Annotated in this window: 13 protein-coding genes; all 13 read right to left on the reverse strand. The window is 36.3% G+C overall.

Annotated features, from left to right (window positions below):
* Complete coding sequence (locus NL281_RS05575; RefSeq protein ID WP_353280185.1) at nt 1–210, reverse strand: tail protein X; 210 nt, start codon at nt 208–210, stop codon at nt 1–3.
* The gene (locus NL281_RS05580) at nt 207–545 is read right to left on the reverse strand and encodes a phage tail protein (RefSeq protein ID WP_265035237.1); all 339 of its coding nucleotides are present in this window, start codon (nt 543–545) and stop codon (nt 207–209) included. The genes NL281_RS05575 and NL281_RS05580 overlap by 4 nt, the downstream gene beginning before the upstream one ends.
* Entirely contained in the window at nt 545–2,965 is a 2,421-nt protein-coding gene (locus NL281_RS05585; RefSeq protein ID WP_253303114.1) for a phage tail tape measure protein, read from the reverse strand. The genes NL281_RS05580 and NL281_RS05585 overlap by 1 nt, the downstream gene beginning before the upstream one ends.
* A 109-nt stretch (nt 2,966–3,074) precedes the next feature.
* Nucleotides 3,075–3,332 carry a phage tail assembly protein gene (locus NL281_RS05590; RefSeq protein WP_253303115.1) on the reverse strand — a complete coding sequence of 86 codons (258 nt, stop codon included), beginning with the start codon at nt 3,330–3,332 and terminating at the stop codon, nt 3,075–3,077.
* Between the two features lie 46 nt (nt 3,333–3,378).
* Nucleotides 3,379–3,885 carry a phage major tail tube protein gene (locus NL281_RS05595; protein WP_253303116.1) on the reverse strand — a complete coding sequence of 169 codons (507 nt, stop codon included), beginning with the start codon at nt 3,883–3,885 and terminating at the stop codon, nt 3,379–3,381.
* Nucleotides 3,886–3,905: 20 nt separating this feature from the next.
* Nucleotides 3,906–5,093 carry a phage tail sheath subtilisin-like domain-containing protein gene (locus tag NL281_RS05600; protein ID WP_253303733.1) on the reverse strand — a complete coding sequence of 396 codons (1,188 nt, stop codon included), beginning with the start codon at nt 5,091–5,093 and terminating at the stop codon, nt 3,906–3,908.
* Nucleotides 5,086–5,637: a hypothetical protein gene (locus tag NL281_RS05605; RefSeq protein ID WP_253303117.1), complete on the reverse strand. Its 552-nt coding sequence runs from the start codon at nt 5,635–5,637 to the stop codon at nt 5,086–5,088. Before NL281_RS05605 ends, NL281_RS05600 begins: the two co-directional genes overlap by 8 nt.
* Before the next feature lie 6 nt (nt 5,638–5,643).
* Nucleotides 5,644–7,020 carry a hypothetical protein gene (locus tag NL281_RS05610; protein WP_253303118.1) on the reverse strand — a complete coding sequence of 459 codons (1,377 nt, stop codon included), beginning with the start codon at nt 7,018–7,020 and terminating at the stop codon, nt 5,644–5,646.
* Nucleotides 7,017–7,211 carry a hypothetical protein gene (locus NL281_RS05615; RefSeq protein ID WP_015589010.1) on the reverse strand — a complete coding sequence of 65 codons (195 nt, stop codon included), beginning with the start codon at nt 7,209–7,211 and terminating at the stop codon, nt 7,017–7,019. Before NL281_RS05615 ends, NL281_RS05610 begins: the two co-directional genes overlap by 4 nt.
* Nucleotides 7,212–7,215: 4 nt before the next feature.
* The gene (locus NL281_RS05620; protein ID WP_253303054.1) at nt 7,216–8,400 is read right to left on the reverse strand and encodes a hypothetical protein; all 1,185 of its coding nucleotides are present in this window, start codon (nt 8,398–8,400) and stop codon (nt 7,216–7,218) included.
* A gap of 4 nt (nt 8,401–8,404) precedes the next feature.
* On the reverse strand, nt 8,405–10,342 hold the full coding sequence (locus tag NL281_RS05625; RefSeq protein ID WP_253303055.1) for a DUF4815 domain-containing protein: 1,938 nt from the start codon (nt 10,340–10,342) through the stop codon (nt 8,405–8,407).
* Between the two features lie 15 nt (nt 10,343–10,357).
* Nucleotides 10,358–11,041 carry a hypothetical protein gene (locus tag NL281_RS05630; RefSeq protein ID WP_141456755.1) on the reverse strand — a complete coding sequence of 228 codons (684 nt, stop codon included), beginning with the start codon at nt 11,039–11,041 and terminating at the stop codon, nt 10,358–10,360.
* A gap of 90 nt (nt 11,042–11,131) precedes the next feature.
* Nucleotides 11,132–13,180 carry an AAA family ATPase gene (locus NL281_RS05635; RefSeq protein ID WP_253303056.1) on the reverse strand — a complete coding sequence of 683 codons (2,049 nt, stop codon included), beginning with the start codon at nt 13,178–13,180 and terminating at the stop codon, nt 11,132–11,134.
* Nucleotides 13,181–13,186: the final 6 nt, after the last annotated feature.

The raw sequence follows: 13,186 nt of genomic DNA on the forward strand, positions 1-13,186 counted from the left end.
TTACCCCCAAATCTTCAAGGTTGATTTCTGTAGAGGTTTCTCAATTATAGGCAGCTTAATTTTCAGTCCTGCCGGTAAAAAACTTCCATATTCCGCAATTCCAGGGTTTTCTTCTAATACTATTTCTACTGCTCCTGAAGTAAATCCATAGTGCTTCCAGCAAATATAGTCTAACATATCATTTTCTTTTGCTAAGTAATATATAGTCATGAATAACGCTTCAAACTTAAACTGAATTCAACTTTTTTTGGCAATCCACAAGAGAAAAATGATGTTTGCTTTTCTTCAAAGCGAGTAATTACAAATTGCCCCAAAACATTTCCCATGCTATCAACTAAAGTGTGAGGTTTTTCTGCCTCTTTTATATTCTTTAATTGATCTAATCCATTATGAAGATAAATTACTCCTTCTAAATCTATATTTTCTGCTCCCTGGCCAATATTCTGTAGTAATTGCTTACCAATACACTCAACCACACTCCAACGCTTCTCTTTGCTATATTTCAAACTTATCGGAGTAAATTTATATGGACCAAGGGATAGCATCAGTAAATGGGATCTACCGTATCGAACATAACATCACGTGATTTTTCTCTTATTCTTTTTATTACTTCATCTGCAAGATTACGAATATCTTGATTTGGCTCTGCTTTAATGCTGATAGTGTAATTATTAGTGATGTTCTGAGTTTGATTCATAGTTTTCTGTTCTTTGTTTTCAAATTTACTCGTTGCAAAATCTGCAAATATCCTATCATTTTCTGTGGATTTTTTTTCCTCAATAAGGCTTTTGATTCTGAAATTATTCTGATTTCTCTTGGAAAATTCTTTAATTATACTGTTACTTAGCAAAGGATTTCCACTGTTGAGAATATTACTCTTTAGGGGAGTATGTACTGCTTTTACTTCAGTTTTTCTTTTTTCAAACTCTTTCAGTGGGCTATTCCCTAATACTTTTCCAAATACACTTTCCCCTATCCATGAAAAAGCTTCTTCTATGGGTTTTATTATCGATTTTATATACTGCCAAAAGTTAGAGAAAAAGTCTTTTACCTTTTGCCAGTTAGTTATAACAAGAGCTGCACCAGTAACAAGACCTGCTATCAAAAATCCAATCGGGTTACTCATTACAGCAAGTGTTATTGCTCTTAGTCCTGTGATTACTGCTGGTAGAGCTGATGACAGTAGAGGAAAAGCTTTCATTGCTAAGCTCAGAGTTGCAGCTTTTAAAAAACTTAGTCCAGTAATTACTGCTGGAATAGCATACGTTGATAATGATATTAATGCTGGCTTCAGTATTCCATGCAAAAAAACCGAGAAAGCAAGCATTCCACCTCTAACTAAATTCCATGCATAACCACCGCTTACTACTAGAACTTTAAGACCTATTAGTGCTGCTATGGTACTCATTATTCCTGTAGTAATAACTGGAAATTTTTCTGCAAATCGAGCTATGGGGTTAGTTATCTCTCTTAAAAGACTACTTACCGATTTTAAAGGAGGTAGCATTACTGAGCCCAAATTCATTCCTACTTCTGCTATTGCATTTCTCAGTAATCGTAAATTATTTGCTGTGGTTGCTGCACGATTGTTAAATTCTTTTTGCATGGATTTTTCAAATTCTTTTTCGTCAGCTACATGAGTTATAGCCTCTTTAAAATTTTTTAGGCTTCCAACTAGTAACGCAACGTCATCCTGATATTCTTGACCAAAGAGGTTGAGAAGAATTTGAGAACGTTCCTGTTTATCTACTTTCTCCAGAGTTTCAAAAAAATAAAGTAGTGCGCCTTGACTATTTTCACCAATCCTTTGTACCATTTCTTCTGCAGCTATTCCCATGCCTTCTAATGCTGTTTTGAACTCTTTGCTCTGTCCCTCAGCAGTCTGGAGTTTACTAAGTAGAGCGTTTATTGCAGTTGCTGCTTTTGCTGGTTGTTTACCTAAGCTAATAAAGGCATTTACTAAACTACTTGTTTCCTTAATACCAAAGCCAAACTGGTTTGCAGTACCACCAACTATTGCTAGAGCTTCAACCATATCTTTTGCTTTAGCAGCAGTCTTGTCTGATAAGTGATTTATAATGTCACCCACCCACTCCATCCTGTCTACATCTATTCCATAGATATTGGCAAGTTTAGCTATGGAATCACCTGCCTGCTCTGCAGACATATCAAATGCTGTGGACATTTTAGCCACTGTTGTCGTAAACTTAATCAGATCATCTTTTTTTACACTAAGTTGTCCACCACTTGCAGCAATTTGAGCTAACCCTGCAGCCGACAGTGGTATCGTACGGGATAGTTCCTTTAATGTCTGACCAAATTCTGCGGCTCCTTGATTGTGAGCTGCCTCATCCTCAGCAAATTGCACTACTTTCTTAACATCAGCCATAGCACTTTCAAAATCAATTGCAACTTTAATTGGTGCTGCAAACGAAAGACCTAGTCCAATAGTCTCTATAATTTGTGACTTAAAATGTGCTTTGCTTGCTAAAAAACTTTGGTGACTACGTATTGCAGATCCAAGCTTACCATACTTGCCTTTCAGCGCTTCAATGGACGAGCCAAGTTTATATTGGTCGCTTACTAATGACTTAATATTTTTTCCACTTTTTCTTACTTCTTCATTAAATGAATGTAAAGCATCTCTCTTTTTCAAATATGCTTCTTTTGCTTTTGTTGCAGAAAACTTAGCTTTATCAAACTCAGCTTTTAAAGTTTTGCTCGGTTTCTCTATTGCCTTCATTTGTTTAGCTAAAGATTTTACTTGATCTTCAAAGCCTTTCCATGACCTCTTGCTAGTCAAAACATCATGACCTAACTGCTTAAACTTTGATACTGATTTTAAAGATGAGTCAAGCTTTCTTATATTCTCACCAAGATGAGTAAGTTGACTGCTACTTCCTTTTATTACAGTACTGAAACTGCCATCTAGGACTGCTCCAATTTTTATAGATAACGTTGACATTGTACCTTCCTCGCTGCTTCATGCCATAGAATAAATTCATTAATTTCCATATCAAGCAAAGGCTCAATTCCACTACCAATAATAGAACTGAGCTCGATTACTTCTGACCTCAAGTTTTTTGGATAATCGGTGAAAAAAAATCCTTTAATACCTCTTGTACTTTTACATAATCAGCAATATCTAACTCTTCAATTGCTTCTTTTGCAACTGATGTCAAATTGGCAGTCAAAGTTACTTCCTTACTTAGATCACTACCATTAAGTCTCTCAATAGCTATATAATCTCTAACTTTTGGACGTCTAATGGTAAGCTCTGAGATAGAAATACCATCAACTGTTATTGGATTATCAAGTTTTACTGTTGTCATACTTTCTCCTAAAAAATAAAATTCTAAAATCTTTTTAAAACTAAACCTAAATACCTAAAACCGTTTGCAGCAAGGCCATTTGATCCACACCATTTATCTTTCTAATCATATTTTCAGCGTCGATCTCTATCAGTTCATTACCACCTATCGTAAGTTTATAGTAATGGGCAGCTACAGTGCATTTTAGAGTGGCTTTTTCAGCAGGTTTCCAGCTACCAAAATCAAATTCTTTGAATATGCCTCTGAGGTTGATAATTACTCCTTCAATATCATTGCTACCACTTCCTTGCATTCCTCCACGGAGCGTCAAAGATACTGAGTTTCCATCTATCAAGCCAAAAAGTCTAAATAGTTCTGAATCATACTCAGCGAAAGTAAAGTCTGCTTCAAGCTTTTCCATGCCCATGTCAATATTTATTGGGATATCCATACCACCAGCACGGTACTCCTCTGTTTTTATGGTAAGCTTCGGCAAAGTTATTTCATCTATTTTCCCTGCATAGCCTCTACCATCAACAAATACGTTAAAATTTCTCAGTATTTTCGGTAACATTTTTCCTCTTTCTCCCCTTTTTATAATATTGTACCACTCACGAGGTGTGACCTAAAAGTAATCTGTTCAGCTGGATATGATGGTGTAAACTCAAAGTCAAAATATACTTTTCCGCTTGCAATATTTATAGGTGTATTGAGCTCTGGTGTTGCATAACATTTTCCGCTGATAATAGCTCCTTGCGCTTTTAAATTTGCCAGGTAAGAATTCACCCCCTCAATCACATCATCTATATAAGTTTTGGTGATATTGCGATCAACTGCCCAGAGATGAGCCCTAAGTAGGCTGTCATTAATAAGGTCTGCAGTCCTTCTCACTGATAAAAAAGCCCATTTTGAGTCATCTGAACATGTTCTATTGCCCCAAAGCCTATAGCCACTTTGATGAATTATCGTTGTTACTTCATTTTCATTCAAGTGGTTTGCTCTACAATTTATATTACCGAGCGTAAAATCAATAGGCCTGCTTGTTCCAACAATACCATTTATCTCTTTATTTGAAGGTGAGTGCCAGAAGCCTTGCTCGCTGTCTATCTTAGCTATTAAACCAGCTACAAATGGACTCGATGGCAAGATTTCTTCTTTTCCTTCAATAAGTACCTTCACCCATGGATCAACTACGTAAACTCTTGAGCTGCCTACACTTTTTCTCCATTTTATTGCTTCTTCATCATTAGTATTTGGCCCATCTGCTACTATTATGCTTCTCAGCTTTTCTGCTACTCCTATCAAAGCTGCTACTACTGGGTTTTTAGGATTTTCAGATTCAGGCAATTGATGAGTAAACTGAGGTGCAATTAATATTCTTGGAGCAACATGGACTATACTTTCACTGCTGAGGAACGCCTCTATTCCCTGATATTCTCCAGTTTCTTCGTTAACTCCACCAATTATATTCTTCAGCGTCTCTTCTTCTTTTAATTTTGGATTACTGTTTTCACTTTCTTCAACTCGAATAACTACTACTGTTGCACCAATTTGGGAAAATACTCCATTTACTGCTGAAAAAAGAGTTCCACTCCTTCCAAGTTTTGCTGCTTGTTTTAAACTTCCTGCTATTAATACTGGTTTATTTAGTGGAAACTTTTGCTCGTCAGCTTCAGGTGCAGTACCGATTACACCTATCACTGATGATTTAGCTGTACGTACTGCCCTTGCTCCAGAGGTTACCTCTATAACGTTTACTCCGTGCAAAAATTCTTCAGCCATTTCTTTGTATTTTTTTCCTAAAATCATCGAGCAAAGTCTTTAGCTCATTTTCACTCTTGGCTTCTTCAATCTTTCTTTTGGCTAAATTTTCAAGCTCTTCACATTTAATTATTGCTTTTACTGCTTTTTTCACTTTTTCCTCAATTATTCTTGCCATTTCAATAACCGTAATACCACGGACTTTTGCTAAAGGTTCTATAATTTCTTTATCCTTTTCATCTTGGTCTGCTAGAATGCTTTTTGCGGCTTTCGCTTGTATCGCATACGACTTAGACTTCTGGTGAGAATGTCCTGTGTATTGGTTAGTATAGTTATCATAATAAGCACGAAGATTAGAAAGTGCAGAAAATTTCGCATTTTGTAATAACTCCAATTCAATATCCTCTTGATTCCGCTGAGCAATTTTGCCTCCTTCTGTTAAACAATAACTTTTTTGCCAATCAAAATCTTTTGGCGCTTCATACCAATTTTTACCTTTTGGCTTGCTTTCAAGTATTGTTGTTTCTACTTGTTTATCATTTTCAAATCTAATGTAGATAGACATTGTTTGTTACCTCCAAATCTCATGCGTGTTAGATAATCCTGGACATTGCCAAGCCCTTAGCGTTCTCTCTACATCTATCTCAAGCCCCGTGGTTAGAAAATTGCTGCGAAAGTTATATATTCCCCACTGAATAAATTGACCATAGATTGTGCTATACGTGTGCTCACTTGCAAAGAACTCAGGTGTCTCACCAACTCTTTCACCTTCTGAGTGAAGATTAGATGACGTATAAAGTAACACTGTAACGGTTTTTCCTGCTGGAATGAGTATGTTACCTGATGCAATAAATTCAGGACTGTTAATTTCATGCTGGTAAATACGTGTCCAAGTAATTCTCGAAATCTCTGACTTCCTTGTATTAGTTTTATCAGGTGTACCTATAAATAATCCTGCTCCTCCATAATTAACTTCATCTTTATACCACATTGCAGATCCAACAAAGTTTAGAGTTTTACTTATATCTACATTGCTTGTGTTTTTTACGAATATTACTCCCAGTGCAGCATAAGGGTATTTCAGCATATTGAATTGCTCAGAAAATCCATCATACATAAATCTTGGGTATGATTCTCCATAGATAAATGTACCTTTGCTTCCCTCTAAAAAACTGAGTTGTCTTGGCCGATAAAAACTAACATAGCTTGTATCATATGTGTGAGTACCTGCTAGTAGTTGTAGCATATAGTCTGTTTTTGTTACATCACTACTCCACTGACCAAGCTCAGTTGTAAAAGTTCCGTGGCCAAAGTAATTATTTTTTCTACTTAGTACACCAAATAAAAAAGGTAATGCTCCAGGTTCAATCATATGACGATTTCTTACTTCTTTCATGATTGATGAGCCACTTGGTACATCATTAACAGTACGGAAGTTATTCACTAAACCTTTAAGACCATCTTTATGATCATTGCCAACACTGTTTATTGCTGCAATATTGGCATTCTTTCTCGTATCAAGTAGCGATAAATTTGTTGTTCCTTTTTCATCAATTCTCTTTAATAACTGCTTCTCTGATTCAGAGATCACTGCTAAAGAACTAGCTTTTTTATTATCCAGATCAGTTAAGTGTTTTTTTGCACTATCAAGAAGTTCTTTTAGCTTACCATCAGTCATCTGTACAATTTCAGAAACTGCACTTTTGTCGACTATTGATTCCAATGCTTTAGCAAGATATGCTAATTGATCTGGTGTACTGTTTGCTGCTAAATCCTTAAGCCTCTTTTGTAGTGCATCAATTATCTCTTTTACCTCAGTCATCTGCACAATGTCAGCAATAGCTTTTTTATCTGCTATCAATTCCAGCGATTTTGCAAGATATGCCAGTTGATCAGGTGTGCTGTTTGCTGCTAAATCCTTTATCCTTTGGTATATTGCTTCTTTCATTTCCAAAAATTTAAAAAAGTCTCAAAATTAAACCGCTCAAAATTACTCTTAAGTTGATTATGCTCATCTTCTCTTTCGGTAATATCTTCATCTATTTTCTTAATTGTGGTACGGATACGAACAACATCTTGCACAGCAATGTTTTCTGGATGAGGCAAAGAGTATCCTCTACTTGTTTTATCATCTGACATTCTGCTAAGTGATAATGATTCGTAGATTTTTGACTTTTGGACGATAGACAACCGTTCCACTTAAAACCAATTTTATCCTTGTATCATTACCATTAAAATTTGATAGCACATGAGTTCTCTCTACCAAATTTTCTCCAATTGGTTTTCCTGATGTTAAATTTACTAATTGCCAATCCACGTTTTTTTGTACATATGCTTTAACATCTGCAGTGCCAGGTATCAGCGCATCATATGTTATGGTAATCTTAGTGTTAGCTCCTGCTGTAATGCTTCTTGTAACATAATCTCCGAACTCTGAAAGATTACCCAGAACTAGCTGTAACCCAGGATAGAGAACAGGACTTTTTTCTCGCCCTCCTTTTAGGCTTGCTTTTACCGTTAATTCCCCATTTATTCTTTCACGCAGCGCGAGCGGCAAATTATCAGACAAAAAGTTTTCTCTTCCCTCTTCATCTGTTAAGATAAATTCTACATTGGTATCAAATGCTACTTTTTCGACGTTCGTCAAAACAATTAAATCTGATACATTATTTACAGTAACTTTGCCCAGGTCAACAACATGAGAAACTTCACTAAATTTTGCAGCTAGTAGTCGAAACGTTAAATCTAAATTTTGATGTGGAGTCCAGGTGCTTGCATTGCTAGATGACAGTAATACTCCTACTTGATATGGTTGACTTGTTACCCAACGGCTATTTACTGCATCATACTTGCCAAGCTCTGCTATTTTTACTGCAGTATCTGCATCATCAGTAAGTAGTACTATCGCATACTCCTCTCCTGCATGGCAAAACATTGGTGACCATTCTATACGTGTTGCTGTGCCATCTATCTTTATATCTTTTGGCTCAATATAACTTTCAGCAATGACAGTCTGCGAGGGCATTCCCACTGCTGTTTCTCTAATCTGCACAACAACACGTTTTTTGCCTTTATTTATAAACCATAACTCTAGACCTCCTATGTGTCTGCTCTCATTTAAAGTAAATGTTTGCGCTAAAGGATCAACTCTTCTTGCTGCGATAACTCTTCTTCTCTCTTCTATGGTAATAGTTTTTTTACCAGTGTACGTTGCTTCTCCATAGCTTCCTTTATCACCATAAAACTGTACTAATTTAGTACCTGCTGGAATATTTGCTGGGATTTTTATTTTTCCACTTATTTGTCCTTGATTGTTAACTATTAACATATTTTTATGCTATAGGTTGAATAATTATTCCGTCAAATTTTATCTCTTTAAGCTTCTCACTTGGCTCAAAACCTTCAATTTCAAAATTCTGTACTGCTTCTCTCATAAATTCAGTTTCGTATGAGGTACTTGACAGCAGCTCTGTTGTTTCTTTAACATTAAATACTCTGGTTACTGGACTTTTCCAATTCGTGGTAACCTCTGTCCAGTGGTCAATGTTTTTATTTAGAGTAATTTGTGCCGGAACTGGATCAAAAGCTTGATATGGATTGATCTTTTCTCCTTTAGTCTGTAAAAGCTGCTCCAGTACCGGTTCAAGTTTATAAGGTAAAAGATAAGGTTCTTTACCTCTTTCAACATCAATAATTTCCACATCTATAGGTAAAATTAATTCTTTGTTTACTATTGCTGCAGACTGCGAAATTCCTTGATCACGCATATCATCATCAAAAAACGAATCAACAAATACTCCTTTTTTCGTTGTAGGTTCTCTTGAATTTGCATCACTGCGTAAACGTTCCTGTGCAACCAGCGCATAAAGATCATTTATTCCTTTTTTCATTGCTTCAAGCTCATTCATCGGTACAGCATGAATAGCATTATTCACTATTTTTACCCCTTCTTTTTCTCCGTTTTTCCATGTCTGATGAATGTAGCAGAGCAAAAGTTGTCCGCTAGGTGCTTTAGGCATCGATGGTCTCCAAGAGTGGGAAATTCCTTTTATTCTTCTTACCACCCCTTTGCTATCGATAGTAATTAAATCATAGCGGGGCATTTTCCAGGTGTAATCAATCAAAACCAAGCTGTTATCAACTGCTTCTTTTACTTTGCATCCCTGTTCACTTATATCTTCAGGACTTACATGAGTACGACAGCGGTAAGTTATTTGATAACTACTTCCAGGAGCTGGTTCTTTACCTGGTAATGACCAATCAACATTTCCTGCGTTTAATTTGTAATCTATACTATTTTCATAAATAACATTGCCTTGTTTAACTTGAATAATCTCAAGTACTGCAGAGTCAGGTATTGGATCAACAGCTCCTGAATATGAACCATGAGTAATGGTAATGGTTTTTTGAACGGTTATATCTACTTTTTTAATTTCACTTATTGGAAAATCATTAACTTTAAGTTCCATTACTCTTTGGCTATTTGGCTGAAAAGTATGTGGTTCTGATTCAACTGATTTTATATCCGGATCTTCATCAAAAGAAACACGAATACTGTGAGGAAGTTCAATCTCATAGCCATCAACATGAGCTTTGCCCTCATTAATCACAAATATTTTTTTTCCTCCTTCTCCCTCTTCCTTTTGCAGGAACATTACTTCAAGACCATTTACGACGTAGGAACCATTGGCTTCTTTGTCATAACGAGCAAGAGCAGTAGTTACTATATTTGCTTGTGGTGGCGGTGAATGTTCTATCAATACTCCATTTTCAATGTTATAAATTGGATAAAATTCGCCATTTACAGAAAAAGTGGAAGAAACACCTTCTGCTTGATAACCCCAAATGGTGGAAACTTTAAGTCTTGCAGCTCCTACTTCTTGATAATTACGTGTACCAACAGCAGGATCACGAAGATTTTCGTCCTCAAGTTCTGTAATCGTAGATTCTAGATAATAAACACCGATACGCACTGTGGTACTCAGTGGAATAACAAACTCTTTTGCTTCTACTTTTCTAACTGCTCCACGAAGATAGATTTTTCCTGACTCAAGTGTAACTTTACCAGTTTCCCCATCTATAATACAATTGCTTCCTGTTATAACATCGCCATCACGAAATATTGCATCGCCTATGCCTTTAAGCTTAGAGAGAGCATACTCCTGAGTCTCGTTTAATTCTGCAGACTGTAGACCTCTTCCTGCCAGGAACAAACTTTTTTCGTATTCTTTGTCAGGATTAAAGCGGTTATAATAGCTATTTAAGGTCATCTTTTTTCTCTTTTTCTAAAATGTCACTACAAACGAAAAAGTTTCCCGGGTTGCTGAAGTCCTAATGAGCGGTACTGTATGCTCTAAAACTAATAAGATCCCTGGGTCTTCTATATCTTGTGGTTCAAAATATCTCTGTCCTATAGGTAATTCTTCTTTTACTTTAGTACCAACCATAACCCCTAATTCCCGTATAACTTGATTTGCTGCGTTTGTGAAATCGAAAGTAAATTTGAGATAGAGATTATTAGTTGGTACATTTGAGGGCCTAAACCTTCCAGATGGAGTTATAAGTTCACCGTTTTCATCACCTGTGCAGAATAGCACTTCGTCTGCAGTACGTCTGCCAAGTTCATTGAGCAGCTTTTCAGAAGTTATCAGCTCTGGTGGTGTGCTTTCACTATACTCTACAGTAACTTTATCACTTACTGGAATAGAGCTATTTTCCGTAAGTTTTATTACACCAGTACTGCCATTAACTGTATAGTCAATACTTGGCTGATAAGTTGTTTGCCCTGTAAAAACCTTCACATCTTTAATAGGTTGATGATCAAATTTTATTTCACCCTTAACGAAAGTTTTTTCTACTTTGTGGCTACTTTCCCAACTTGAATCACCTGTTCCCCAAGCAAGATGGATAGATTGCTTTTTGATGCTGGCTGCTATTGCTGCTCTTCCTGACTGTGTGAGTATTGACATTTTTAATTAAGCCCCCTATATTATATATGTACGGTGAGTTCAAAATTCGTCCGCAAAAATCAAAATATTTTTTTATATCAGGAAAATTTTTTAGGAGAATAGCTCAGCTCCACAGCTAAACTTTCCAACACCGCGAGCAAATGGTCCGCTAGGAATGTCAAGCCATTTATCTTCTTTTGAACCAGTAGCCATTCCTTTAACCAACTTCCGTGCTTGTAACAGCTCTTGAACTATACGCTCCATTCTATCTCTTCCTATACTGTGAAACTCCTCAGGTAGTCTATGCCGCTGTTTATACACTCCTGTACTTCCTGTATGGGTAAATGGATGTCCAGAAATTGCTGCTCGTGTAATTGCAGTTATAAGATGCTGCTTTGAATCTTTTTCGTTCATATTTTTTATTCTTAATCTTTCAGTTATGTCCTCTAACAATCCTGTTTCTTCATTTCTTAAATAAGTGCGTAAAGTGCGATCAGCCAAACCGTTTGCTTTAACAATTGCTCCATAAAATAATGCGTTCTGTCTTACAGATTCTCCTATTGATTTAAAAATTGTCGGTTTAGCTGCATCTTCCACAGACCAAAAAGCGTATGAACACCTAACACCATTAACAAGAGCAGATGTACCTCTAATGGCATCACGTGCTTGCTCAACAGTCGATATAGGTTTTTCACTTTTTGGCTTTCTCATATGATGGGCAGTAATTATTGATGCTCCAGTGCTACCTGCTAAATCAGATAATAAAGACATCAAATAATCGCCTACGGCTGGGTCAGTATTTAAATCAGCATGCACGAATGATGCAAGTGGATCAAATACGATTAATTTTAAGTCTTTTATTTTATTAAGTTGTTTTGTTATCGATTCAAATTCAGGAGAAGTCTCTATCACTTTACCTGAAACACTCTTTATGATTGTAAGTGATCCACTAACATTTGGTAATGGTACAATAAAGAGCCTATCTTTATATTTTAATCTCTCGCATTGTGAGTCAAGACGCTCCAAACGACGATGTATTTCACTCATATCATCTTCTGCTGAGAAAATTACCACAGATCCATGTTCAGTAACTAAAGGACCAAAACCACATGGCTGATCTTTTCTACTCGCAACTTTCAGTGCTAAATCAAGCAGAAGCATACCTTTACCAGTATCTCCCATTGCAGCTAGAATAGATGTCACTCCTAAAGGAAATAACCCTTCAACAAGAAACTTTTGCTCTGGTACTGGACCTATAAAACGTTCTATGCTCCATTCTTGAATATTAAGCAATTGCTTAACAATTACTTTTCTCGAGTTACTTTCAATGAATTCAGAAATATCTATATTTGCTTGTATGCCGTCTGCCGCATCCCATCCCTTTGGTTTATTTTCCGGTATTTCAAGAAGAGTAAGTGATAAAACACCAAGAAAAGTAAGCTTTTTCACAACTTTCTCAGCATATTGTTTACCTGGTTCATCATTGTCTGGCCAAATAATAACATGCTTACCCTTAAGTGGTGACCAGTCTGTTTTTTCTATTGGTGCATTTGCTCCTAACATTGCAGTTGTGGCAGTCATACCTTGCTCTATCAGAGCATCTGCACACTTTTCACCTTCAACTAAAATTACCTTATCAGATTTCATGATACCTGGAATATTATATAAAGGCCTGGTCTCTGGTAGAGTAAAACTAGACCTTTTTACATCAAAAGGAAGATATCTTTTTCCTGAATCAGTGTTATAACGATAAACTGTAACAATCACTTGATCACTTTTATCGTAATAGTTCCATGATGCCGTTGGTTGCCCCAGAGTGTTATTTTTTTCCGAATAACCAATCCACTTAGCAATATCTTCTATCGTATCAGTAAATTGATTTTTTCCAGTAACAGCAGCCCAAAGATCAAAAATATCTCCTCCTTCTCCGGTAGAAAAATCATGCCATAATCCGGCTTTACTGCCAGTTAACTCCACTATCATACTTTGTCCTTTATTGCCTTGTAGATCACCTACATAGAACTTATCACCACGAAAAGTTCCTCTTGGCAGTAAATAAGAAAGACATGACCTTATATTTGATAGGAGTTGAGTTCTTAACTGTTCTTTCTTCCCTAATAATTTATAATGTCCATTTCTTTGTGAACAATAAATATCCATACCTAC

It is taken from the genome of Wolbachia endosymbiont of Phyllotreta cruciferae, from assembly GCF_918697765.1.
GTDB lineage: Bacteria > Pseudomonadota > Alphaproteobacteria > Rickettsiales > Anaplasmataceae > Wolbachia > Wolbachia pipientis.

Bases quoted from the DNA above. Each gene is read 5' to 3' on its own strand.
- NL281_RS05575 (WP_353280185.1), bottom strand. From the start codon at position 210: ATGACTATATATTACTTAGCAAAAGAAAATGATATGTTAGACTATATT.
- NL281_RS05580 (WP_265035237.1), bottom strand. From the start codon at position 545: ATGCTATCCCTTGGTCCATATAAATTTACTCCGATAAGTTTGAAATAT.
- NL281_RS05585 (WP_253303114.1), bottom strand. From the start codon at position 2,965: ATGTCAACGTTATCTATAAAAATTGGAGCAGTCCTAGATGGCAGTTTC.
- NL281_RS05590 (WP_253303115.1), bottom strand. From the start codon at position 3,332: ATGACAACAGTAAAACTTGATAATCCAATAACAGTTGATGGTATTTCT.
- NL281_RS05595 (WP_253303116.1), bottom strand. From the start codon at position 3,885: ATGTTACCGAAAATACTGAGAAATTTTAACGTATTTGTTGATGGTAGA.
- NL281_RS05600 (WP_253303733.1), bottom strand. From the start codon at position 5,093: ATGGCTGAAGAATTTTTGCACGGAGTAAACGTTATAGAGGTAACCTCT.
- NL281_RS05605 (WP_253303117.1), bottom strand. From the start codon at position 5,637: ATGTCTATCTACATTAGATTTGAAAATGATAAACAAGTAGAAACAACA.
- NL281_RS05610 (WP_253303118.1), bottom strand. From the start codon at position 7,020: ATGAAAGAAGCAATATACCAAAGGATAAAGGATTTAGCAGCAAACAGC.
- NL281_RS05615 (WP_015589010.1), bottom strand. From the start codon at position 7,211: ATGTCAGATGATAAAACAAGTAGAGGATACTCTTTGCCTCATCCAGAA.
- NL281_RS05620 (WP_253303054.1), bottom strand. From the start codon at position 8,400: ATGTTAATAGTTAACAATCAAGGACAAATAAGTGGAAAAATAAAAATC.
- NL281_RS05625 (WP_253303055.1), bottom strand. From the start codon at position 10,342: ATGACCTTAAATAGCTATTATAACCGCTTTAATCCTGACAAAGAATAC.
- NL281_RS05630 (WP_141456755.1), bottom strand. From the start codon at position 11,041: ATGTCAATACTCACACAGTCAGGAAGAGCAGCAATAGCAGCCAGCATC.
- NL281_RS05635 (WP_253303056.1), bottom strand. From the start codon at position 13,180: ATGGATATTTATTGTTCACAAAGAAATGGACATTATAAATTATTAGGG.